Annotated in this window: 15 protein-coding genes; 6 read left to right on the top strand and 9 right to left on the bottom strand. The window is 71.7% G+C overall.

Features of this window, described 5'->3' with window-relative positions:
- Nucleotides 1-246 precede the first annotated feature (246 nt).
- Nucleotides 247-2,874, bottom strand: coding sequence for a bifunctional FO biosynthesis protein CofGH (locus JQS43_RS20595; RefSeq protein WP_239676020.1), 2,628 nt, complete (start codon nt 2,872-2,874; stop codon nt 247-249).
- 18 nt (nt 2,875-2,892) lie between these two features.
- On the bottom strand, nt 2,893-4,050 hold the full coding sequence (locus JQS43_RS20600) for a hypothetical protein (RefSeq protein WP_239676021.1): 1,158 nt from the start codon (nt 4,048-4,050) through the stop codon (nt 2,893-2,895).
- Between the two features lie 63 nt (nt 4,051-4,113).
- Here JQS43_RS20600 and cofD point away from each other — a divergent pair, with 63 nt between their 5' ends.
- The gene (gene cofD, locus JQS43_RS20605; RefSeq protein WP_239676022.1) at nt 4,114-5,070 is read left to right on the top strand and encodes a 2-phospho-L-lactate transferase; all 957 of its coding nucleotides are present in this window, start codon (nt 4,114-4,116) and stop codon (nt 5,068-5,070) included.
- Nucleotides 5,067-6,140 (top strand): coenzyme F420-0:L-glutamate ligase, encoded by a 1,074-nt coding sequence (locus JQS43_RS20610; protein WP_239676023.1) that lies wholly within the window; start codon nt 5,067-5,069, stop codon nt 6,138-6,140. The genes cofD and JQS43_RS20610 overlap by 4 nt, the downstream gene beginning before the upstream one ends.
- An 18-nt stretch (nt 6,141-6,158) precedes the next feature.
- Here the strand turns inward: JQS43_RS20610 and JQS43_RS20615 are convergent, their stop codons facing one another.
- A complete protein-coding gene (locus tag JQS43_RS20615; RefSeq protein WP_239676024.1) occupies nt 6,159-7,268 on the bottom strand; it encodes a mannose-1-phosphate guanylyltransferase in 1,110 nt (369 codons plus the stop codon).
- 59 nt (nt 7,269-7,327) lie between these two features.
- Entirely contained in the window at nt 7,328-8,518 is a 1,191-nt protein-coding gene (locus tag JQS43_RS20620) for a glycosyltransferase family 4 protein (RefSeq protein WP_239676025.1), read from the bottom strand.
- Nucleotides 8,519-8,631: 113 nt separating this feature from the next.
- Between JQS43_RS20620 and JQS43_RS20625 the strand changes: the two genes are divergently transcribed.
- Nucleotides 8,632-9,372 carry a TIGR03089 family protein gene (locus JQS43_RS20625; RefSeq protein WP_239676026.1) on the top strand — a complete coding sequence of 247 codons (741 nt, stop codon included), beginning with the start codon at nt 8,632-8,634 and terminating at the stop codon, nt 9,370-9,372.
- A 92-nt stretch (nt 9,373-9,464) separates the two neighbouring features.
- Here the strand turns inward: JQS43_RS20625 and JQS43_RS20630 are convergent, their stop codons facing one another.
- From JQS43_RS20630 to JQS43_RS20650, 5 genes are all read right to left on the bottom strand, one after another.
- Nucleotides 9,465-10,847: a glycoside hydrolase family 6 protein gene (locus JQS43_RS20630; protein WP_239676027.1), complete on the bottom strand. Its 1,383-nt coding sequence runs from the start codon at nt 10,845-10,847 to the stop codon at nt 9,465-9,467.
- Between the two features lie 121 nt (nt 10,848-10,968).
- Nucleotides 10,969-13,191 (bottom strand): sulfatase-like hydrolase/transferase, encoded by a 2,223-nt coding sequence (locus JQS43_RS20635; RefSeq protein WP_239676028.1) that lies wholly within the window; start codon nt 13,189-13,191, stop codon nt 10,969-10,971.
- A complete protein-coding gene (locus JQS43_RS20640) occupies nt 13,184-14,623 on the bottom strand; it encodes a class I SAM-dependent methyltransferase (RefSeq protein WP_239676029.1) in 1,440 nt (479 codons plus the stop codon). Before JQS43_RS20640 ends, JQS43_RS20635 begins: the two co-directional genes overlap by 8 nt.
- 12 nt (nt 14,624-14,635) lie before the next feature.
- The gene (locus JQS43_RS20645; RefSeq protein WP_239679593.1) at nt 14,636-14,890 is read right to left on the bottom strand and encodes a hypothetical protein; all 255 of its coding nucleotides are present in this window, start codon (nt 14,888-14,890) and stop codon (nt 14,636-14,638) included.
- 295 nt (nt 14,891-15,185) lie between these two features.
- Nucleotides 15,186-17,135, bottom strand: a complete 1,950-nt coding sequence (locus JQS43_RS20650; protein ID WP_239676030.1) for an acetoacetate--CoA ligase — start codon at nt 17,133-17,135, stop codon at nt 15,186-15,188.
- A 52-nt stretch (nt 17,136-17,187) separates the two neighbouring features.
- On the opposite strand from JQS43_RS20650, the gene JQS43_RS20655 reads away from it, so the two are divergent.
- The 3 genes from JQS43_RS20655 to JQS43_RS20665 all read left to right on the top strand — a co-directional run bounded on the left by JQS43_RS20655 (nt 17,188) and on the right by JQS43_RS20665 (nt 24,052).
- Nucleotides 17,188-17,853 carry a hypothetical protein gene (locus JQS43_RS20655; protein WP_239676031.1) on the top strand — a complete coding sequence of 222 codons (666 nt, stop codon included), beginning with the start codon at nt 17,188-17,190 and terminating at the stop codon, nt 17,851-17,853.
- A gap of 282 nt (nt 17,854-18,135) precedes the next feature.
- Nucleotides 18,136-19,482 (top strand): UDP-glucose dehydrogenase family protein, encoded by a 1,347-nt coding sequence (locus JQS43_RS20660; RefSeq protein ID WP_239679517.1) that lies wholly within the window; start codon nt 18,136-18,138, stop codon nt 19,480-19,482.
- A 103-nt stretch (nt 19,483-19,585) separates the two neighbouring features.
- Nucleotides 19,586-24,052, top strand: coding sequence for an SCO7613 C-terminal domain-containing membrane protein (locus tag JQS43_RS20665; protein ID WP_239676032.1), 4,467 nt, complete (start codon nt 19,586-19,588; stop codon nt 24,050-24,052).
- Nucleotides 24,053-24,070 lie beyond the last annotated feature (18 nt).

Genomic DNA, 24,070 nt, shown 5'->3' on the forward strand with positions numbered 1-24,070 from the left:
TACCCGAATTGGGCGGCGCAACCCGTCCATTCGAGAACTACCCCAGTGAAATTACACGCGTGTCACACGTGCGTCGTCAAGCGAAACCTGGTAAGTAGGGCCGCCCGGGTGAGCCACCCTCGCCGGCTCCGCCATCGGCCGACCGACACCGCCGTAACGGCGCCTGCAACCTGCCCTACCGAGCCAGCCCCCGTACGGGTAACGGCCTATCGGCGCGTCGCCTCGAGAAAGTCCGCAGCGGCCGGCTCAGGCCGCCCGCGCCACCGGCCGACCGTAGGTGGTCGTGCGTTCGCGCGCCGGCCGACCGGCGGCGGCGGCGAGGCGCACCAGCTCGTCCTGCTCCCGGGCCGACCCGTGACTCGAACCGGCCATCCGGGAGATGGTCTCCTCCATCAGCGTGCCGCCCAGGTCGTTGCCGCCGCTGCCCAGCAGCTCCACCGTGCCGGCGTCCCCGAGCTTCACCCAGGAGCACTGGATGTTGGCGATCCGGCCGTGCAACAGCAACCTGGCCATGGCGTGCACCACTCGGTTCTCTCGCCAGGTCGGACCCGGTCGAGCCACCCCCGCCAGATAGATCGGCGCGTTGGTGTGGATGAACGGCAACGCCACGAACTCGGTGAACCCGCCGGTCTCATCCTGCACCCGCGCCAGCACCCGGAAGTGACCGAGCCAATGCCGGGGGTGGTCGACGTGACCATACATCATTGTGGAGCTTGATCGGACCCCGAGCTGGTGGGCGGCGGTTACCACCTCGACCCAGCTCGCGGCGGGCAGCTTCCCCTTCGTCAACACCCACCGGACCTCGTCGTCCAGGATCTCGGCGGCCGTCCCGGGGATGGTGTCCAGCCCGGCCTCCTGGAGCTCGGCCAACCAGTCGTGAATGGACACGCCAGCCTTCGCGGCGGCGGTCACGATCTCCATCGGCGAGAAGGCGTGCACGTGCAGCCCCGGCACCCGCTCCTTGATCGCCCGCACCAGCTCGGCGTAGCCGGAGACCGGCAACTTCGGATCGATCCCCCCTTGCAGGCAGACCTCGGTCGCACCCGCCTGCCAAGCCGCCGCCGCCCGGTCCGCCACCTGCGAGACCGAGAGCCGGTACGCGTCGGCGTCCCGCTCCCGCTGCGCGAACGCGCAGAACCGGCACCCGACGTAGCAGACGTTACTGAAGTTGATGTTGCGATTGACCACATAGGTCACATCCGGCCCGACCGTATCGGCCCGGACCTGATCAGCGAGTCGACACAGCTCGTCCAGCGCCGGCCCGTCCGCCTCGAACAGGGCCAGCGCGGCGCTCTCGTGCGCCGGGTCGAGCAGCGCCGCAGGGTCCTCGGCCGCGACGGTCAACCCCTGGCGAACCGCCGAATCCAGCCGCGACGGCGCCCGGCTCCCGGCGGCCACCCCGCTGGTGCCCGCCTGCCCAACCTCGACCTGCCCCACCTCGACCTGCCCAGCCGCGGCATCTGCTGCCTCGACCTGCCCCATCGCGGCCAGGATCGACGACGAGGTCTGTTGCACCGCTTCCCAGTCGCCGTAGACCGAGTCGAAGTCGCCCCGACGGTCACCGTGGCGGCCCACCGTGTCGATGGTCTCGGCCAGATCGGTGCGGCCAGCGCCGGCAGGCACCGCGTCCGGCTCCTGCCAGGCCCGCCCCACCGGGGTCGCCGCCGGGTCGGCGAGCCCGGTCGCCGGTTCAGCAAGCGCCCGCACGTGCGGCAGCAGCCGGGGGTCGAGCCACGGCTCCGGCGCCTGCACGTAGGGCGGGTAGACGGTCAGCCGTTCCCGCAGCGTGAATCCGGCGGCGGCGCTGCGACGGGCCAGCTCGTCCACCACCGGCCAGGGCCGCTCCGGGTTGACGTGGTCGGGGGTGATCGGCGAGACGCCGCCCCAGTCGTCGATGCCGGCGCGCAGCAGCTGGTCGTACTCCGCGTCGATCAGGTTGGGCGGCGCCTGCAGCCGCATCCTCGGCCCGAGCACCAGCCGCGCCACCGCCACCGTGGCGACCAGCTCCGCCAGCTCGGCGTCGGGCATGGCCCGCATCGCCGTGTCGGGCTTGGCCCGGAAGTTCTGGACGATGACTTCCTGAATGTGTCCGTACTCGCGGGCCAACCCCCGGAGCGCGAACAGGGACTCCGCCCGCTCGGTGAGAGTCTCCCCGATGCCGATCAGGATGCCGGTGGTGAACGGCACCCCGACCCGACCAGCGTCGGCGAGCACCCGCAGCCGGAGCGCGGGCTCCTTGTCGGGGGAGCCGTAGTGACAGCCGCCGGGCTCCGACCACAACCGGGTCGCGGTGGTCTCCAGCATCATCCCCATGCTGGGCGCCACCGGCCGTAGCTGCTGCAGCTCACCCCAGCTGAGGACGCCCGGGTTGAGGTGCGGCAACAGGCCGGTCTCCTCCAGCACCGCGATCGCGCAGGCCCGCAGATAATCCAGGGTCGACCCGTAGCCACGCGCGGCCAGCCACTCTCCGGCCACCGACCACCGGTCTTCTGGGCGGTCGCCGAGGGTGAACAGCGCCTCCTTGCAACCGGCGGCAGCCCCCTCCCGAGCGATCGCCAGCACCTCGTCGCGCTCCAGGTACGGGGCGGCCAGGCGGCCCGGCACGGTGGCGAAGGTGCAGTAGTGACAGCGGTCCCGGCACAGCCGGGTCAGCGGAATGAAGACCTTCCGCGAGTAGGTAACCACCCCGGGCCGGCCGGCGTCCCGCAGGCCGGCGTCCCGCACGTCACCGGCGACCGCGACCAGGCGCTCCAGCGACGCGCCGCGGGCGCCCAGCAACGTCGCGGCCTCGGTGACATCGAGAGTCCGCCCATCAGCTGCCCGCCGCAGCGCTCGCCGGAGCGCCGGGTCCACCTCGTCAGCTACCGCAACCACACTCTGCAGCCTAGATCGTCAGGCCGACGGCGGCCGCCACCGCTCGTCACCACCGTTGGCTGCGTCACCCTGATCACCGGCGGCGCCGGGCTGATCTGCCCCGGCCGGAGGGTCAAGCACCGGCGGGGTGACCACTCCGGTGGCGTCCGGGTCCTCGGCGCCCGCCGGGGCAGCCGGGCTGCCCTGCCCGTACACGTGACCGGCTGGCTGCCCGGGGGCAGCGGGCGGCGCCGGCGGCGCCGACTGCGGCTGGGCCGACTGCGGTGGCGCCGACTGCGGCTGGGCCGGCTGAGACTCCCCCGGCTGGCCCGGCTGCGGCTGGGCCGACTGCTGCTGCGGGAACGGCTGGCTGTAGGGCTGGGCGGGCTGGCCCGGCTGGGCGGCGTATTGCGCCTGGGGCTGGCCGTACTGGGCCTGCTGCTGGGCCTGCTGCTGCGCCTGGGGCTGGCCATACTGGGCCTGCTGCTGGGCCTGCTGCTGGGCCGGGTCACCCGGCTGACCGTACCCTGGCTGACCCCCGTAGGGCTGGCCGTAGCCGGGCTGCTGGCCGTACTGCTGCTGCGGGTAACCAGGCTGGCCGTACTGCTGTTGGTACGGGTAGCCGTAGCCGCCCGGCGCCGCCGGCTGCGGCTTGGGCACGTAGAACATCTGCTGCCAGATCCGGAACACCACCAGCCCGGCCAGCGTCGCCACCGCCAGCATCGGCAGCTGCGCCAGCAACACGCCCTTCACACCGTCCAAGAAGGAGAGTTCGGCGACCACTCCGATGAAGCCCAGCAGCAGCTCGAAGACGAGCCCCATGAAGATGGTGATGCCGAGCATTAGCATCGAGATCATGGCGATCAGCTTGCCGCGGCGGATCGGCTCGCCCGGGCCGGCCGCCAGCAGGGCCGCCAGCAACGGTGCCACCACCGGGATCAACGCCAAGAAGCCGATCGAATTAAGACCGAGATAGGTCAGATACGGCAGCGCGAAGCTCTGATAATCGGTGATGCCCTCGGCCTCTTCGAGGTGGGTCAGAAACGGCAACGAGTAGCGTTGCTCGAAGTCGGTCGGCACAAGCCTGGTCAACGCCAGGAGCAGCGCCAACCCGGCCGCGGCGAGCAGACCGAAGGCGAGCAGCTCCCGCATCGGGGCGAGGACGTCGCGCAGTGATTTTGGGCTGGAGGTGGTCATGCCCCCGGAGCGTAGTACCTACCCGCCACCCGCGCTGACTGACCCATCCGCCACCATGGGTGGATGAAAATGGTGGTTCTGGCCGGCGGCATCGGCGGGGCCCGCTTCCTTCGGGGAGCACGGGCGTACGCCCAGCGCACGGGGGCGACGGTCACCGCCGTGATCAACACTGGCGACGACATCAGCCTGCACGGACTGCGGGTCTGCCCCGACCTGGACAGCGTGATGTACACGCTGGGCGAAGGCGTGGACACCGACCGGGGCTGGGGACGCGCCAGCGAGACGTGGACCGTCAAGGACGAACTGGCCGCGTACGGCGCGCAGCCAGACTGGTTCGGGCTGGGCGACCGGGATCTCGCCACCCACCTGGTCCGCAGCACGATGCTGACCGCCGGCTACCCGCTCTCCGCGGTCACCGAGGCGCTCTGCGACCGGTGGCGGCCCGGGATCACCCTGCTCCCGGCGACCGACGACCGGCTGGAGACCCATGTGGTCGTGCCCTCGACCGACCAACCAGGCACCACCGCGATCCATTTTCAGGAGTGGTGGATCCGCCACCGCGCCAAGCTCCCCGCCGAACGCTTCGTCTTCGTCGGCGCCGAGAGCGCCGAACCCGCGCCGGGGGTGCTGGACGCGATCGGCGGCGCCGACGCGATCCTGATCGCCCCCAGCAACCCGGTGGTGTCGATCGCACCGATCCTGGCCGTCCCCGGGCTGCGGGAGGCGGTGCGCGCCGCTAGCGCGCCGGTGATAGGCGTGTCGCCGATCATCGCGGGGGCGCCGGTGCGGGGGATGGCCGACGCGTGTCTGGCCGCGATCGACGCCGAGTGCAGCGCCGCCGGCGTGGGCCGGCTCTACGGCCCGCGCAGCGGTGACGGCATCCTCGACGCCTGGTTGGTCGATGATGACCGGGACGCCGACACCGTGGTGCCGGGGGTCCGGGTGCGGCCGGCGCCGTTGTGGATGACCGATGACGAGGCCACTGCGACGATGGTGGCGACCGCCCTGGAGTTGGTGTGAGTCTGCAGATCTTTCCGGTCACCGGTATCGGCGAGGTGACGCCCGGCGCCGACCTGGCGGAGCTGATCGTCACGGCCGCGCCGTGGCTGGCCGACGGGGATGTGCTAGTGGTCACCAGCAAGATCATCTCGAAGGCGGAGGGTCGGCTGGTGCCGCTGCCCGCGCCGGGCCCGGCACGGGAGACCGCCCGGATCGACGTGATCGCCGGGGAGACCGCTCGCACCGTCGCCGCCCGGGGATCGACCCGGATCGTCGCCACCCACCACGGCTTCGTGATGGCCTCGGCCGGAGTAGATGCCTCCAACGTCGACAGTGATCACGTCGTGTTGCTGCCGAAGGACCCGGACGGCGCGGCCCGGATGCTCCGCGCCACGCTCGCTGCCCGGCACCACCGCCGGGTGGCGGTGGTGGTCTCCGACACGATGGGCCGCCCCTGGCGCAACGGCCTGACCGATGTGGCGCTGGGCGCCGCCGGTATCCCACCGCTACGGGATCACCGCGGTGAGACCGACCGGTACGGCAACCCGCTCACGCTCACCCAACAGGCACAGGTCGATCAGCTGGCAGCCGCCGCTGACCTGGTCAAGGGCAAGATCGACGGAGTGCCGGTGGCGGTGGTACGCGGCCTGCCGCTGGCGCCGCCGGACGGGCCGGCCCGCGACGGCGTCACGCTCACCGCCGACCCGCCGGGGGTGGTCGAGACGCTGGTCCGCAACCCGGCCGACGATCTCTTCTCACTCGGCACCGCCGAGGCTCGGGCGGCCGGCCTCCGCGCCGCCGCCACCCTGCCGGACACCCCACCGCTCGCCCTGCACGCGCTGCCGGCGGCGGCGCTCGCCGAAGTCCGCCGGGCCGTCGCCCTAGTGACCGGATCGGCCGCGGCCTCAGCCGACTGGGTGGTGACGGACGGGCCGCCCTGCGTCGTCCGCGGCACGAGTGCGGGAGCGCCGCTACGGCTCGGCAGCGACGTCCACCGGTTGCGGGCGGCGCTCGCCGCGGCCGGCCTGGCGACCGCGGTCGAATACCACGAGCCCGCGACCGCGCTGGTGACGGTCGGGGCCGACGAGTGATCGACGACGGGTCATCGGCTACTGGCGGGCAGTGTCGCCCCGTTCCTTCAGCTGATCGACGAAACGCTTGACCTCCTGCGCCCGGTCCCGGGCGCAGACCAGCAGGGCGTCCGGGGTGTCGACCACGATCACGTCCTTCAGACCCAGCACCGAGACCAGCCGCCCACCCCGCGGCACTACCACCGTGTCCTGGCTGTCCAGCAGCAACGCTGGCGGGGAGGCGCCGGCCGGCTCAGCGAGCGGGTCAGCCAGCACCACGTTGCCGTCGTCGTCGGCCGGCATCAGCTCGGTCAGGTTCCGGAAGTCGCCCACGTCGCTCCAGCCGAAGTCACCTGGCACCGTCGCCACCAGCCCTTCGGCCGCGGCCTCCTCCATCACCGCGTACTCGACCGCGATCCGGGGCAGCCGCGGCCACAACCGATGCAACGTCTCTGCCCGGCGGGGAGTGTCCCAGTCGGCCGCGATCTGCAGCAACAGCTCGTGCAGCTCGGGCTGGTGCCGGGCGAGCGCGGCGAGAAACACATCCACCCGCCAGATGAACATACTCGCGTTCCACAGATAGTCGCCCGACCGGAGGAACTCCACCGCGGTCTCATGGTCTGGCTTCTCTTTGAACTGCCGCACTGGCCGGATCGGCCCGGCCTCGGCCGGCGAATCATGTTGCACATAACCAAACCCGGTCTCGGGCCGGGTAGGTCGCATGCCAACGGTCATCAACCAGCCCGCCTCGGCGCCGCGGACCGCCTCCTGAACGGTCGCGGTGAAGCGGGCGGAGTCGCGCACCACATGATCGGCCGCGAAGGAGCCCATGATCGCTGCTGGGTCGCGGCGCGCGATCACCGCAGCGGCGAGCCCGATCGCGCCCCCCGAATCCTTCGGCGACGGTTCGGCGAGCAGGTTCGCCGACGGCACGTCGGGAAGCTGCCCCGCGACCGCGGCGACGTGCGGCTGTCCGGTGACGATCAACGTCCGCGCCACCGGCACCAGCGGCCGCAATCGCGCCACCGTCTCCTGGAGCAACGAACGCGGCGAGCCGGCGAGGGTGAGCAGAAACTTCGGATGGTCGGCGCGCGAAAGCGGCCAGAGTCGGGTACCGCTGCCGCCCGCGGGGATCACTGCGTAGAGCACTCGCCCATCATCCCGCACCGCCTCCACCGGCGACGGCGACTACCCGGACCTCAATCGATTCAACCAAGCGCCCGGGCCCACGCCGCCAGATGCACCTCGGCGCTGGAGTCCCACGTGAACTCTTTCGCCCGGTCCAACCCGGCCTTCGCCAAGGCCAACCGGCGCGGCTCGTCGTCGAGCAGCGCGGCGAGATCCTGCGCGATCTGCGCCGGATCTTCACTGGTGTAGGCGACCGCGTCGCCGCCGACCTCAGGCAACGACAGCCGCGGCGTGGTCAGCACCGGCGTCCCGCAGGCCATCGCTTCCAGGATCGGCAGCCCGAAACCCTCACCATACGACGGGTACGCGGCGACCAGCGCGCCGCCGAGGAAGCCGGGCAGATCGGCGTAGCGCAGGTAGCCGGGGCGCAGCAGCCGCAGATGGCTAGGGACCTCGGCCACCGCCGAGTCGATCTCGTCGTCGTGCCCCTGCCCACCGGCGATCACCAGGGCGGGCGGTTCGATCCGGTCCCGCACCGCCCGCACCCAACCGCGAATCAGGTTGGGGACGTTCTTGCGGGGTTCCTTAGCACCGAGGAAGGCGATGTATTGCTGGCCGCCGAGCCCGAGCCGGGCCCGCACCCGAGCCCTCTCGTCATCGCTCGGTGGGTGGAACGCCTGGTGATCCACGCCGTGGTAAGCGACATCGATCCGGGTCGGGTCCGCCTCCAACAGCCGGATCAGCTCGTCCCGGGTGGCCTTGCTGGGCACGATCACCCGGGCAGCCCGGCGCAGCGAGGTCTTGATGGCGCTGCGGAAGAAGGTGCGTCGGGATTTGTCGTAATGCTCCGGCTCGGTGAAGAAGGTCGCATCATGCACAGTGACCGTAACCGGACACGAGGCCCGCAGCGGGCAGGTGTAGAAGGGCGAGTGCAGCACGTCGGCCCGGACCTGTTGCGCCAGCAACGGCAGCCCGGTCTGCTCCCACGCCAGCCGCGCCGGTCGATGGGCGACCGCCGCTGGCGCGCCCACCACCTCCACCCCCGGCAGCATCCGGGTATAGCGCTCGACGTCGGTGCGCAGCACAGCCAGCACCAGCTCGATCTGGCCGGTCCCCGACGCCGCAGGGACGGCCACACCCGGCTGATCCGCCCGCTGCACCCACTTGCTCAGCGCGCCGAGCAGACCATCGACGTACCGCCCGACGCCGCCTCGGTCAGCCGGGACACTAGTGGCGTCGACGAGTACGCGGGTCAGACGACCGGCAGTCACGGGGTGACTCCTTGCACGAGTGGGGACGATGATGCAACGCTGTCAAGCCTACGCCGGAATGTCGAACCAACGGGGGGCGCGACGCGGCGCGACCCACACCGTATCGTCTCGGCATGCGCTTCGCCACGGTCCCCGCTGCGTTTGCCACCGCCGTCGCCGCCGCCCCGAGCCGCCCGATGCTCACGTGGTATGACGACCAGACTGGGGAACGGGTCGAACTTTCCGGCGCCACGCTGGGAAATTGGGTCGCGAAGACCGCCAATCTGCTCGTCGATGAGGTCGGCCTCGCCCCCGGTGACACCGCAATCGTCGACATACCGTCGCACTGGCAGTCCGCCGCCGTACTGGTCGGTTGTTGGACAGCCGGCGCCCGGGTCGCCGCCCCGGTGCTCGGTGGGCCCGCCGACCCAGGGCTCCCGGCGGCGGCAACGGTCGTCTTCGCCGCCGCCGACCGGGCCGAGCGCTACGCCGGCGCCGCAGACGAGGTGTACGGCCTGGCGCTGGCTCCGCTCGCGGCGCCGATGCGGGAGGTCCCAGCGGGGGTAAGCGACTACGTCACCGCGGTACGCCAGCACGGCGACCACTTTGCCGCGGTTAGCCCGGTCGCGGGTACCGACCTGGCGACCTCGCTGACGCATCAGGAGCTGATCCGGCTCGCCGAGGCGCGGGCTACCGAACTGGGCATCACCGCTGGCGCCCGGGTGCTAGTGGATCTCGCGACCCATCCGGATCCGCTGGACTGGCTGCTGGCTCCGTTGGTGACGGCGGCGTCGACGGTGCTCTGCCGGGCCCTCGACCCGGCCGCGATCGGCGACCGGAGCGCCGCCGAACAGGTCACGCTGACCCTTGTCTGACCCCACCACCCTCCATTCCCGCCGATCATGAGCCCGTTGCTCGACACGCCGGGCGTGTCTGCAAGGACGCTCATGATCGGCGGGAACGTCAATCAGGAGGAGGTGCAGGCGGTACCGTTCACCGAGAAGTCGCTGAACGACAGGTCGCCGCCGTGGGTCCCCTGGTGGCCGGTGCTGGTTGAACCACCGGTGCCGACCGAGCCGTTCCAGCCCTCGCCGGTCACCGAGATCTGGTTACCCTGCTGGGTCCACGACCCATTCCAGCCATGGACGTGCTCAACTCCACTCGGGACAGTGAAGGTGAGGGTCCACCCGCTCCACCCGGCCCCGTTGTTGGTCACCGTGTAGTTGGCGACGAACCCGCTGTCCCAGCTGTCCAGCTGGACCTCCACGTGGCACTCGCCGCCCGGCGGGGTGGTCGGCGGAGTGGTCGGCGGCGTCGTGGGCGGAGTGGTCGGCGGAGTGGTCGGCGGGGTCGTCGGCGGGGTGGTCGGCGGCGGGGATCCCGGGTCCGCGGCGTTCTGGGCCATGCCGTAGGCGAGGTCCGGGATGAACGCTCCGGCCGACCCGGCGCAGCCGTCGGCCTCGCCCGGCAGCTTGACCCAGAGCAGCGCGTCGATCCGCGGATGCCCGGTGTTGGTGGTGGGGTGCTGCCCCACTCCCCGACCCTCCGGGTCGCACCACTCGGAACCGAGCGGGCCCTGACCATTGCGACTAACGTCGATCACCGCACCGAGGCTGGGGTCCCCGATCGCGTCGAGCACCGAGGCGGCGTACCCGATCTCGTCGTCGGTCCAGTTGTAGTTCGACGTGTTGGTGGCGATGCCGTCAGCGCTGTTGCTGATATCGGAACCGGTCAACCGGCTGGCAGCCTCACCGGCCCCGAGCCAGCCGGAGTGACCGATGTCGAAGTACACCTGGGCCTGGGATGACCCGGCCTTGAGCGCCTTCCCGGCGTAGGCCATCGAGTCCCGCACCTCGGCCTGCTCTCCGGCGTCCATACAGCTGCTCATCAACGGCAACACATCGGGCTCAAGCACGATGTACGCCGGCTGGTTGTTCAGCCCGGCCGCCACCTGGTCGACCCAGGCGCGGTATTCGGAGTGGTTCGGGGCGCCACCGGCGCTGTGGTTGCTGCAGTCCCGGTTGGGGACGTTGTAGACCACCAGCACCGGGATCTGCCCGGCCGCTGCGGCGGCGTCCACCACCGCCGAGACCTGGCCCTGCACGGTGCCGGGGTTGTGCTGGGTAAACCAGGTGCCCTGGGGCACGGTCGCGATCCGGTCCTGGATCAGGCCGGCGCGGGGGTCGTTCGGGTTCTGCGCCACCCACTGGGCGGACGACATATCCGGATTGACCCAGAAAGTGCTCTGCTGCGCCATCGCTGGCGCGGGGAGTAGGGCGGCGGCCAGTGCCGTCGCCGCGATCACTGCACCGCCGGCGGCGGCCGTGGGGAGCGCGGATCTCCTCCGCATGGGGACTCCTTCCAAAGGTGGGCAGGTTCGAGCCGAAAATGCCCTAGCTGGGGTGCCCTTGATCCACTCGCGCGCCCTGGAAGCGCTCCCACGAACACCTTACGGGGCCGAGGCCGGGCTTTCAAGCCCGGTGCAGCGTCTCCCCATCCGGGACCAAGAACAGCTCCAGCTGGTTGCCCCCAGATACGAAAAGTCCGTGGTTTTCGATCAAACCGGCGAACCGGTGCCCCTCGGTGCCAGCTACCACCGGCACCACCGCGGCGATCTCGCCGTTTACCGCGATCGCCAACGGTGTGCCGGCGGCTACCGAATCCGGCACACCGCCGTGCACCAGCGCCGGCACCAACCCGTCGGCCGGCGCGACGTCGGAGAAGGCGTCCTGATTCTCCGCGGTGATCACGACGTCGCTGTCGACCACCGGATGCTCCGAGACGGTGGTCCCGAGCAGCTCCGGCAACGGTGGCGGCGGCACCGGCGGAAAGTTGTGCGGATCTGCCAGCAACTCGTTGAAGCGGGCCGGGCCGTCGATCTCGCCGGGCGACTCCAGATCGGGGTAGAAGGTCTTGCCCGGAGTCGTCCGCTGCTCCCGTTGCCAGGAGATCCCGTCGACCTCCCACGGCACCGCCACGCCGGCCAGGTCGGCGAGGGTCGGCAACAGATCGACGTGCTTCCAGTTGCGGTCGTCGACCACGCCCTCGGTCTGCCCCGGCTCCTTGATGAACATCGGCACCCACGCCAGCTCACCGATGCCGGCGGCATCCGGCCCGAGTTGCCGGCTACCGGCCCCGTTCGGGGTAAGGCTCACGCCGTGATCGGCGGTGAGCACGAACAGCGACTCGTCGTATCGTCCGCTGTCCTGGAGCTGGTCCAGCACCTCACCCAGCAGCAGGTCGGTGTACTGAAGTTGGGCAATATAGCGTTGGTGGGCCAACCGGCCCCACCACTCGCCATCCACCGGCAGGCCAGCGACGGATTCGTACTGCATCCCGTCCGGCAGGTAGGTCCACGGGGTGTGCGGCAACAACAGGTGTAGGAAGTTCAGCCGTGGTTGCTGGGCCTCGGCCAGCTCCTCGCCGTCGAGCGCGGGCGCACCGTTCTGCTCGCTCTCCGCTTCGGCCGCCTCGTGCAGGCCGGTCATGAAGTCGTGGAACCGCACCGGCTGGCTCGCCGCCAACGCCTGTTGGAACATGAACTCGGGCCGGTCCTCGCGGGCCGCGGCCGCCGCCCCGAGCCGGTCCGCCACCGTCGGCTCGGCGAAGTCCGCGTGCAGCTCCCGCGGCGGATCCACCGGCATGACCAGCTCCCGCAGCAGGCTGGAGCTCTCCGCGAGCGCCACCGGCAGGCCGCCCCGGGAGCTGTCGACCCGGTCGCCGCAGTGCCATGGCGGGCACAGCTCGGAGATGCTCTCGCTGGCCGAGATCTGGTAGACGTCACCCAGCAGCGTGAACATGTTATCTGGATAGACGGCGTAGTGCGGCGCCGCGTGATCGGCCGGCCACGTCCCGCTCAGCATCGACGGCAACGCGTACGGGGTCCACCCGGCGGTGGTGGTGGCGTTGCGGTACCAGGTGGAGTCGTCGGCGAGCCGGGCGAAGTTCGGAAACGACTCGCGATCGATCGCGCCGGCTTCGTCGAAGAGGGAGACCAGCGCCAGCTCATCCAGCACGATCATGGTGATCGGCGGGTTCGGTCCGATCACCTCGGCTTCGCCACCCTCGCTGGGCCGGTTGTCCGCGAAGACCACCGCCGAGGCGGGCGAGGCGAAGGTGAACAGCAGCACGAAGACCAGCGGCCCGACCGCCGCGAACCGGAGCAGTTGCCGGGTCGCGTTCAGCAGCAGATATCCGGCGACGATCAGGCCGGTGAGCGCCGCCGCCGGCAGGAGCAGCCAGATCCCACGGATCTCGGTCAGGTGCTTCCCGATCTGGATCATGAAGAAAATGAACAGGACCGCCAGCGTGGCCACGTGCACCGACCAGCGGACCGCCGGGCTGATCAGGCCGGTCAGGGCGCCGACCCCCCACAGCACCGTCGGCGGCACCATCACCATGATCGCCACCAGCGCGACGATCTCTAGCGGGCCGACACCGTGGAAAATGAAGAAATCCGGGCTACTGCCGATAATCTCCAGCAGCGGCTGCACCACCACGAACCCGCACAGCGCAAAGATCTCCAGGTAGAGCATCGGCTCCGACCGCCACCACGGCTTCGCCGGCGGCCCCAGCGGTCGACCCGCCCGGCCTGGCGGCTTCCCGCCGGAGCTAGCTGAGTCGGAGAGCGCCGGTGCCTGCTCTTCGGGCGAGGGCACCGGCGGACGAACCCCGGTGCCCGACCCGTCAGTCACGCGGCACTCCCGTGTACAGCACGCGGGTGCCCGAGGGCAGCTCCTCCCGGCGGATGATCTCGAACCGCTCGGCGAGCAGCCGCTCGAACCCCTCGCGGTGGTAGTCCGGGAACATCCCGGCCGGCTTGTTTGCCAGCAGTTGCTGCGCCATCGGGTCGGCCGGATCGACGAACTCCACGACCACTCGCTTGCCCAGCTCGGCGAGCAGGTCCCGCACCTCCGGCAACGGCACATTGCGCCCGATCGCCAGGTGATGCACGACCGCCAGGGCGAGCACGGTGTCGGCGTTCGACCGGTCGGCGAAGGCCGCCCGTTCCCGGTTACGCCAGCCGCCGCCGGGTGACGGGTTGGCTAGATCCATCACCAGCGGCAGGATTCGCTCGGCCGGCCCGGTCTCCCCCCGCAGCTGCTCGTAAAGCCGGTCGGTTACGGCGTGGTCGCTCTCGACCGCCACCACCTGCGCGGCATGCTTCGCGGCGACCCGGGAGTAGGCGCCATCGTTCGCGCCCAGGTCGACCACGAGCTCCTGCTCGCCGGCCTCCGCCAGCGCCGCGTCCACGAAGGCGAGCTTCGCCTCCCGGTCGGCATCGGAGTAGGTACAGGTGGTGCGGTAGTCACCCCAGTGGCTCGCGGGCGGCTCCCAGGCCAGCTTGTCGACCAGCTTCTGCAGGCCACGGACGGTCGCCTTGACCAGCTCGGTGGAGAATCCGGCGGCGCGCATCTCCTGCCGCATGTCCTGGGCGCTGGTCTTCGCCGACCGGGCCTGGACCGCGTTGTGCAGGTGGACATGCTTGAACACGCCGGCCTTGAACCGCTTGCCGCCGCCCAACAGCTGCCGGATCTGCGCCGGCTCGATGCCGTCGATCTGTGACCGCAGCCACGGCTGGAACTCGACGCCCAGGTGAGCGGTGAGCAACAGCGGGTAGAGCATGGTCTGGCAGAACTGGCGGTAGCCGGCCCACGGCTCGCCCTCGCGCAGCCGCTCAAACGACCCGATGTCGATGAAGGTGGGCCGGGGGCCGCGCCACTGGAGATTGTAGGCGGAGCCGTCCTTGGTGGTGAAGCCTTCGGCCAACGCCGCCGCCAGCACATCCAGATGACACCGCGCCGCGTCCCGCAGCATCGAGAAGGTCCACTCGTACGGGTACGAGACGAACGGGATCCGCTCGTGGCGCAGCGTGAGGTCAAAGCCGGCCGGCGCGGCGGCGGCCTCGACCTGCTCGGTGCCGACCACCGCGCCAGCGCTACTCAGCTGCGCGAAGAACACGCTCGTCGATAGCGCCCGCCAATCGTCGACGGCGGCGCCGCGCAGCCCGCGCAGCACCTGGCCATCGGCGTAGTAGACCTGGTTGGCCGGATCCCGGAAGGACGCGGGTTCGGGGCGTGTGACAGCCTCAGCCGCCGGCGAGGCCGGCTCGGAACGTACCGCCATGGTCGTTGGCGCTCAGCTTTCCCGGTCGGCGCGTCCAGCGGCCTCCGCCGAAGCGGCCTGTGCCGCCGGCTCCGACCCCTCGGCCTGGGTGGTCGTCGACTCAGCCGCGGCCTGCTCGCCGGCGACCTGCTCCGGCTGCTGACGGCGGAACTTGCCGGTCAGCCGCCGCCACCACATCTTGACTGCGACCATGGCCCCTGCGAACCCCGCGACGACCGCCGCGGCGAGCATGCTTCCGCTGCCCGGATCCAGGTAAGCGAGGTACATAAGAGGTCAACACCCTTCTGTCGTCAGCGGCGTCCCGCCGGGCGGGCGCCGCCCGACATCCTACGCAAGGTTGACGTACCCCCACGTTAACTAGTCGGATGTTCGCCCGACGACCTGTGGTAGGTCACAGACCGATTGCGATCACCCCGGCGGCCGCGGTCACCGGATGGCTACCCGGCGGCCATCAGCCAGCCAGGCTCCAGACTAGTTGCCCTGCTCCATACCCCGCTTCCGGGCGCGGCATGCACCCCGCCAGGCAGCTACCGAGCTCGATTGTCCCAGCCCACCGAGCTGGTCAGGGCGCCTGCTGGAAGCTCGCGAGCGACTCCGGGTTGGCCAGCGCCCCCTCGGCGGCGGCCTGGGCCACCGGCGTACCGGTAAGGATCTTCTTCACCGGCACTTCCAGCTTCTTGCCTGACAGCGTGCGGGGCACCGCTGCGACTGCGGCGATCCGGTCTGGCACGTGCCGCGGCGAGAGCGCGGTGCGCAGCGCCCGGGCGATCCGACCACGCAGCGGATCGTCCAGTTCGCAGCCGGGCGCCAACACCACGAAGAGCAGCAGCTCGTCGGCGTCCGCCTCGGTCAGGTGGACCACCAGCGAATCGGCCACCTCCGGCAGGTCCTCCACCACCGCATAGAACTCGGCGGTGCCCAGCCGGACCCCGCCCCGGTTGAGGGTGGCGTCGGAGCGACCGGAGATCACACAGGAGCCGCGGTCGGTGATGGTGATCCAGTCACCGTGCCGCCACACCCCCGGGTACGCGTCGAAGTACGCCTCCCGGTATCGGCTGCCGTCGGCGTCGCCCCAGAACCCCACCGGCATCGAGGGCATCGGTGCGGTGATCACCAGCTCCCCCTGTTCCCCGACCACCGGCGTACCGGTCGGGTCGTACGCCTCGACCTTGGCGCCCAGGCACCGGCAGCTGATCTCGCCGCGCCACACCGGCACCAGCGGGCTGCCGCCGACGAAGCCCGTGCACAGGTCGGTCCCGCCGGAGAGCGACTGCAGCTGCACGGTTGGCGACACCGCCTCGTAGACCCAGCTGAACCCCTCCTCGGGCAGCGGCGCCCCGGTAGAGCCGAGACCACGGAGCCGGGAGAGGTCCGCCGCCTCCCGCGGCACCACGCCGGCCTTGCGGCAGGCCATCAGGTACGGCGCCGAGGTGCCGAAGTAGGTCACCCCGGCGCGCTCCACCAACTGCCACATGGCGCCCAGATCGGGGTGGCCGGGATGGCCGTCGAAGAGCACGATGCCGGCGCCCACGGCGGGCGCCGAGACCAGGTAGTTCCACATCATCCAGCCGGTTGTGGTGAACCAGCAGAACCGGTCGGTCGGCCCCAGATCCTGGTGCAGCGCGAGCATCTTCAGGTGCTCCAGCAGGATGCCGCCGTGCCCGTGCACGATCGGCTTAGGCAGCCCAGTGGTGCCGGAAGAGTAGAGCACGTAGAGCGGATGATCGAACGGCAGCGGGGCGAAGCGCAACGGCTCGTCGGTCGCCGCGGCCAGCTCCGACCAGCTCAGGTCGGCGCCGCCGGCGGCCGGGTCGAGGTAGGGCAGCAGCACGGTGTGGCGCAGCGTGGGCAGCGCCGCCCGGATCTCGGCCACCTCGCCGCGCCGGTCCACCGGTTTCTCCCCGTACCGGTAGCCGTCGACCGCCACCAGTACCGACGGTTCGATCTGCCGCCACCGGTCGATCACGCTGCGGGTGCCGAACTCAGGTGCGCAGGACGAGAAGATCGCGCCGAGGCTGGCGGTGGCGAGCAGTAGCACGAAGGTCTCGGGCAGGTTGGGGGCGTACGCCACCACCCGGTCTCCGCTGCCCACCCCGAGCCGACGCAGCCCGGCCGCCACCCGTCGCACCTGGTCGCGCAGCTCGGCGGCGGTCAGGGTCACCGGCTCGACGGCCGGGTCACGGGTCTGGGACCAGCTGTGCACAATCGGGTCCTGGTCGGCCACCCCGGGCATTCGTAGTACCTGCTCGGCGTAGTTGACCGACGCCTCCGGGAACCATCGCGCCGCTGGCGCGTCGGCGCCGGTGATGACCGGACCAGGGTCGTCACCGATCGCGAAATACTCCCAGATCGACCCCCAAAAACCGACCAAATCGGTCACCGACCATCGCCACAACGCCTGATAATCGGCGAACTCCAGCCCTCGCCGGCCGGCCAGCCAGCTCAGATAGTCGCCGATCCGGGTGGTCTGCCGAATCTCGTCGGGCGGCGCCCACAGCACTGGGGGTGTCATACCGCCATCTTGCCGCACCCCAGCGCACACCCTCACGGGGTACGGTGCTGGCATGCGTCATCTGTGGAGCCTGCTCGCCGGCCTGGTCGCCGCACCGCTGGCCTGGTTACTGATCGCCACCGGGCAACACCGCAGTCAGGCGGTGATCGCCGACTGGGAGCAGACTGGGGCGTTCCACACCGGCCACCTGATCGGTCCGCTGATCTTTCTGGCCGTGGCCGGGCTGATGCTCGGTGTGCTCGGGACGTTGCGCTGGTCGCCCGCCGGCCCGGTCGCCGCCGGGGTGCTGTTGGTCCTGCCAACGATCTTCATGGTCGCCAACCCGTTCAACACTCTCGACGCACTCTCATACCCGCAGCAGCGGCGCTTCCTGTGGCAGGATTTCGAACCGTGGCTGCCGGTCGCGAACGGCACGCTACTCGTCCTCGGGACGCTGCTACTGGTGGCGATGGTCAGCCTGCAGCGGTGGCGCCGCTGGCCGGTGGCGCTGGCGCCGCTACCGGCCGCCAGCGACGACGAGGTGGTCGCCGGGGTGACCGAACTCACCAGCGAACGCTCGGACCGTAAGCCGATGAGCGACGATGAGATCCTCGCCGCGGCGGCGGCGATGGACGACCAGCCAACCGAGCCGGCGGCTCCGACGACGCCACAGACGCCGCAGACGCCGCCAGCCGACGAGGGCCCGACCGAGGAACAACCGCGGCCACCCGCTTCGTAGCCACCGGAGGTCATTGCAGAAACCCTCCGGCGACCAGGAATTGAACGCCCGGGAACGGGGAACTAACCTTGCCGGCTCTGGTTGATCCCCAACGATACGAGTGCGAAGATACCGCCCGGCCTTCCGGCCGGTCCACGTAAGCTGAAGTTGTCAGCGGCGTTGCCGCCTGCTGTTACCGGAGTGACTCTCGTGACGATGCCGTTCTCCACCACCCCCGCACCGTTCTCGCCTACCGCCACCCCGGAGGCGGTGACGCCGCCGTCGGGGGCGCCGAAACCTCGGCTGACCTTCGTCGGCTGCGGTTACCTCGGGGCCACCTACGCGATCTGCTTCGCCGAGCTCGGCTACGAGGTGCTCGGCATCGACGTCGACTCCGACAAGATCGCCAAGCTCTCCGGCGGCGAGGTGCCATTCCACGAGCCCGGCCTCGACGAGTTGCTGCGCAGCAACCTCGCCGCGGGTCGGCTCGCGTTCACCACCAGCTTCAACGAGGCCGCCGAGTTCGGCGACGTCCACTTCATCTGCGTCGGCACCCCGCAGCGCAACGATGGCATGAGCGCCGACCTCAGCTACGTCGAGCAGGCGGTGAGCAAGCTCGCCGCGGCGCTGCCCCGCAAGGCGCTGATCGTCGGCAAGTCCACCGTGCCCGCCGGCACCGCGACCTGGGTGCAACAGCTGGTCGCCAAGCACGCCGACCCCGACCTGGCGGTGGAGGTGGCGTGGAGCCCCGAGTTCCTCCAGGAAGGCCACGCGATGGAGGACGTGCTGCGGCCCAACCGGCTGGTGCTGGCGTACCAGTCCGCCTGGGCCGGCGGGATGCTCTACGCCGCCCACAAGGGGGTGTTCGACCTGGCCGCCGCCGAGGAGCGGGAAGTGCCCGTCGTCACCTGCGACTTCGCCACCGCGGAGCTGGTCAAGGTCGCCGCCAACTCGTTCCTCGCCACGAAGATCTCCTTCATCAACGCGATGGCCGAGATCTGTGAGGTCACCGGCGCCGACGTCACCCTGCTCGCCCGCGCGATCGGTCACGACCCGCGGATCGGCCAGCGCTACCTGCAGGCCGGCATCGGCTTCGGCGGTGGCTGCCTCCCCAAGGACATCCGCGCGTTCCAGGCCCGCGCGCAGGAGTTGGGGGCCGGCGAGTCGCTGCGGTTCCTGCACGAGGTGGATCTGATCAACCAGCGTCGGCGCAACCGGGTGCTGAAGCTCGCCGCCCACCTGCTCGACCGGAGCTTCGGCCCGGCCGGACCGGATCTCTCCGGCGCCCGGATCGCGGTGCTGGGGGCGACGTTCAAGCCGAACACCGACGATGTCCGGGACGCCCCCGCGCTGGCGGTCACCACGCTGCTGGCCAACGCCGGCGCCGACGTCCACGTCTACGACCCGGCCGGCATGGACAATGCCCGCACTGTCCTGCCTGATGTGACCTATCACACCAGTATCGCCGAGGCGCTCCCCGACGCCGACCTGGTCTGCGTCCTGACTGAGTGGACCGAGTTCCGCAACGCCGACCCGACCGCCCTCGCCCACCTCCCCGCCCAGCAGGTCGTCATCGACGGTCGAAACTGCCTCGACGCCGCGCTGTGGACCGCCGCGGGGTGGCAGTACCACGGCATGGGACGCCCGTAGCCGGATTTTCTGGTCCGGCGCCCCACCGATGTGGAGCCGTTGATGGCGCCGACCGCACCGGTCACGCGATGATGACAGTAAGCGCGATCGGTCGGAGGCGTCATTGGCGGATAAATCACCCGTACCGCCCGGCGGGGGCGTAGGCGGCGCCCCTGCCGGCACCGCCACCCCCACCCGTCCCCGGGTCCAGGTTGCTCCGCTGCCGCCGGAGACCTCCGCAAGCTCGGTCCAGACGATCATGCTCGGGCTGGGTGGGCTGCTGCTGGGGATCGCCGCGATCGTCTTCGTCGCGGTCGCCATCACCGACCTGCAGCCCTGGAGCCAGCTCGCGATTCTGCTCGCGGTCGCGGCGGCGTTCCTGCTCGCCGGCCCGCTGGCCGCGGTACGCGGTCTCGGCGCCACCGCGGAGACGCTCGGCGCGGTCGGCCTGGTGCTGGTCAGCGTCGGCGGCTATCCGCTGTGGAACACCGGCGCGCTCGCGGCGCTGTCGCCGCCGGTCTACATCGGGCTCGTCGCCGCCGCCACCGCCGCCACCGGGTATGGATACCACCAGCTCACCCGATTGGCCGGGCCCCGCTGGGTGACCGTACTCGCGGCCCAGCCGGTGCTGCCGCTGCTGCTGTCGCCGGAACTCACCGGCGCAGCTGGCTGGGCCACCGTCTTCGCCGCCGTCGCGATCCACAACGCGGCGCTGGCGGCGCTCACCCGCGGCCGCTGGCTGGTGCTGGTGACCTGGGGGCTACACGCGGCGGCGCTGATCGTCGCCCTGGGGTACGGCGTCGCCGCGCTCTTCCTGGCCGAGACCCTTACCGCCGCCGTCCCCGGTGCGCTGGCGATCCTCCTCGCCGGTGCGGTAGCCGCCGCCAGCGGACTCGTCACCCGGCAGGAGCCGCTGGCCCACCTGGGAGCCGGCATCCTCACCCTCAGCGTGATCGTCGCCGCCGCGCGGCTCGCCGCGCTCGCCCTGCCCGGGCAGGCGCTGCTGCCCACCGCGGCGATCATGGCCGCCGCCGCAGCGGCGGCCCTGGCGCTACCCCGGGAGTACCGCCGCGGCCCGCAGCGAGCGTCGGCCTGGGCGCTGACCGCCCTCGGCGTCGTCGTGGTGGCGCTGGCGCTGCGCGCCGGCTACGGCGCAGTGGTGTGGCCCGCCTGGCCCAGCACGCTCACCGGTTATCCGGCGCAGCTGGCCAGCTCCGTCGGCAGCCCACCCTGGGAGCTGGTCGCCACCGCTGCCGCCGCGACCATCGGTGCCGGGCTGTCGCTGCCCAGCACGTTCCGGCGGGAGGTCACCGTCGCCGGAGTGACCGCCACCGCACTCGCGGCGCCAGCATCGCTCGGGTTGGCACCGCAGATCGGCGCCTGGGTGATGCTGGTCGCCGCCGCCGCGCTCGGCCTCACCGGGCTCTCCGCCACCACCCGCCGCGCCACCCTCTGTCACGCCGCCGGCGCCGCCCTGGTCGGGCTGGGCGCCGCCGGAACCTCCCTGGCCGCACCGATCCTCACCGCGACCATTCTCACTGCGCTCACGGTCACCGGGCTAGTGCTGGCGGGCGCTCGGCCGCGGGCTCCCGCCGCCGAACCGCTCACTGGGCTCGCCGCCGGGGCGGCGGTGTTGGCGCTGCCCGGCGCCGCCGCCACCAGCGCCGCCGCGGCGAACCTCGGCCCCACGCTGGTGCTGGCGGTCAGCTTCACCGCGGTCAGCGCGTCGTTGAGCTACGCCGTCTTCACGCAGCTACGCGACCGGGTGGTGCCGCTGCCGATCTGGGCCGGGGCAGGGCTCGGCACCCTGGCCGTGGTGGCCGCCACCCTGCTCAGCGACCCGGGCCCGGCCGAGATCGGGATCGCGGTGTTGCTCCTGCTCAGCGCGGTGCTCACCTCCGCCGGCTACGGCTTCGAGGCGATCCGCCGCCCCTACCGCCGGTTCGACACCGCCGACCTCGCCGCCGCCGCGGTCACCGTCAGCGTGGTGGTCTCGCTGACCCGGCTCTCGGCGCTGTCGCTGCCCTTCACCGGGAGCAACGCCGCGTTGACCACCGCGGCGGCCCTGGTAACCGTGGTCACGCTGGGCGTGCGGGTCCTCCCGCCGGAGTGGCGCCGCGGCCCGGTCCTCGGAGTGACGGTGATCGGGACCGTCGTCGGCGCGGTGGCGGCCGCGGCGGCGGTGGTCGGCGGGGCGCGGGCACTCACCGCCACCGGCCCGCGCTGGGAGGCCGACCTGAGCCAGTGGGCCCCCGGGCCCACCGTCGCCGGTATCACCTGGGCCGCGCCGCTGGCGCTCACCCTGCTCGCCATCGCCGCCGCCACGGTGCTGCCGCCGCCGCAGCGGCACCACGCCAGCGCCGGCCTGATCGCACTGGCAGCGATCGGTGCCCCGGCCGGGCTCGGCATGCCCTGGTGGGCGCCGGCCGCGTTGGCCACGGTGGTCGGCGCGGTCTGCGCGCTCGGCGCCGTCGCCCCGTCGCTGATCGACCTCCGCACCCTCCGCCAGGTGCCACCCGGGGCCGCGGGTGCGGCCGCCACCGCTTCCCCGGGCCCGCTGAGCCCACCGGTCGCACCGCTCGGCGCGGCCGAGGCCGCCTGGCCCCGCGCCTTCGCCGCGGTCACACTCGCCATGTACGCGGTCGCGGTCAGCCTGGCCCGACCCTGGTTGACCGCGGCCGTGCTCGGCGCGATCACCCTCACCGGCGCGGTAGTGGCGGCGCTGGCGATCCGGCGCACCCGGCCCGATCCACGGCTGCGGGTCGGTGGGGTAGCGGTCACCGGGGCCCTGCTCGCCGGCCCCGGCGCGCTTCTCGCGTCGACCGCACAGGCCGGACACGGCATGGAGATCGGGCTGCCCGCGGCGCTCGCCGGGGCCAGCCTCGGGTTGGCCGTCATGGCGATGCTGCACATGGGGCTGGCGCCGGTGCCGGGCCGGGCCACCGAACCCGCGCTGGCGCCGTACCTGCCCTACGCCACGGTCGGGGTCAGCGCCGCCGCCACCATCACCGCGCTCGCCAGCCTCGGCACCCCGCTGCCGACGGCGGTCTACGCGGCCGCCGCGGTCCTGCTATCGGTGCTTGCGGAGCTGGTCCGGGCGGCCGAACCCAGCCAGCTACGGCAGCGGCGACAGCGCAGCGCAGCCGGCGCCGCGGAGGCTACCGCCGGCCTCACCACTCCTCCGACCATGGTCAGCCCCGCGGTCGGGGCCCTGCTGGCCGGGGCGATCCCCACCGGAATCGCCCTGGTCGCGATCGCCCCGGCGCTGCGTAGCAGCCTGATCGACCCGTACCTCACCCTGCAGACCGTCTGGCAGGGGCCACCGACGGCGCTGCTCGCCACCGCCGCCGTACCCGCCACCAGTGTCCTGGCGGCGCTGCTGCTCACGTTGGCGGCGGCGCTGGCGGCGATCGGCTTCGGTGACGCGGTTGCCCGGCAGGCGGTGCCGCTGACGCTTCCCGGGCTGGCGGTGACCATCCTGATCGCGCCCGCCGCGCTCAACGCACCCTGGCCCGCGTCGACCATGGCGGCGCTGTCGGTCTTCGCGATCGCGATGCTCGGCGTGGCGCTCACCCCGCCGCCGCTCCCCGACCGCAACGCCCGACCGTTGTGGGTCGCCCGCCGCCTGGTCTTCTGGATCGGGCTGGCCGCCGGCGGCGCCGGCCTCGCCGGCAGCCTCGCCACCCCGGAGCTGACCTGGGGCACCTTCGCCGGCGCGGTGGCGGTCGGCGCGGTCGCCGGGATGGCCGGCCGCACCCGCCACGCCCGCCTGCTCGGCTGGCTCTTCGCCGCCGTCTCCGCCCAGGTGTTTGCGCTGGTCACCGTGGAGCTACTGGGGCTGCCCTGGAGCCGCGCCGGGTTCGCGCTGCTGGCGGTCAGCGCGGTGTCGCTGCTGCTCGTCGCCCGCCTACCCCGGCTGCGGCCACCCCGGGCACCGCAGGAGCTCGCCGCGGTGGAGGTCGCCGGCGGCTACCTGCCGCTGGTGATCGCGGTCGGGCTCGCCTACAGCTCGCCACCGGACCTCGCCACGCTGCTGATCGGGGCGGGTGCGGTGATCGGCCTCGCCGCGGTACGGGCCGGCCGCACCCACCGGGAACGGCGGATCCTGTGGTGGATCGCCGCGATCAGCGAGGTCCTCGCCTGGTGGTTGCTGATGCAGGTGTTCCTGGTCGGCCTGCTGGAGGCGTACACCCTGCCGTTCGCCGCGCTGGCGCTCGCGGTCGGGGCGCTGGAGAACCGGTACCGCCCGGATCTGGGCAGCTGGGTCACGTACGGGCCGGGCCTGGCGGCGGCGCTGGTACCGAGCCTGCTGCTAGTGGTCACCACCGGCAGCCCGGACCCGGTCCGGCAGATCTGGGTGATCCTCGCCGGGGTGGCGACGCTGCTGCTGGGCTCCCGACTCCGGCAACGAGCACCGTTGATCATCGGGTCGGCGGTGACCGCGATCGCGGCGCTGCATCTGCTCAGCCTGGCCGGACCCTGGCTGATCCTGATCCCGATCGGGCTGCTGCTGCTCTTCCTGGGCGCCAACCGGGAGAAGCGGCAGCGGGACCTGGAACGCCTACGCGGCGCCTACTCCCGGATGCGCTGACGGTACGGCGCGGAGCGG

Source organism: Natronosporangium hydrolyticum (assembly GCF_016925615.1).
GTDB classification, from domain to species: Bacteria; Actinomycetota; Actinomycetes; order Mycobacteriales; family Micromonosporaceae; genus Natronosporangium; species Natronosporangium hydrolyticum.

Coding starts and splice junctions, on each gene's coding strand:
- JQS43_RS20600 (WP_239676021.1), bottom strand. CDS start 4,050: ATGACCACCTCCAGCCCAAAATCACTGCGCGACGTCCTCGCCCCGATG.
- JQS43_RS20650 (WP_239676030.1), bottom strand. CDS start 17,135: ATGACACCCCCAGTGCTGTGGGCGCCGCCCGACGAGATTCGGCAGACC.
- cofD (WP_239676022.1), top strand. CDS start 4,114: ATGAAAATGGTGGTTCTGGCCGGCGGCATCGGCGGGGCCCGCTTCCTT.
- JQS43_RS20640 (WP_239676029.1), bottom strand. CDS start 14,623: ATGGCGGTACGTTCCGAGCCGGCCTCGCCGGCGGCTGAGGCTGTCACA.
- JQS43_RS20645 (WP_239679593.1), bottom strand. CDS start 14,890: ATGTACCTCGCTTACCTGGATCCGGGCAGCGGAAGCATGCTCGCCGCG.
- JQS43_RS20625 (WP_239676026.1), top strand. CDS start 8,632: ATGCGCTTCGCCACGGTCCCCGCTGCGTTTGCCACCGCCGTCGCCGCC.
- JQS43_RS20655 (WP_239676031.1), top strand. CDS start 17,188: ATGCGTCATCTGTGGAGCCTGCTCGCCGGCCTGGTCGCCGCACCGCTG.
- JQS43_RS20630 (WP_239676027.1), bottom strand. CDS start 10,847: ATGCGGAGGAGATCCGCGCTCCCCACGGCCGCCGCCGGCGGTGCAGTG.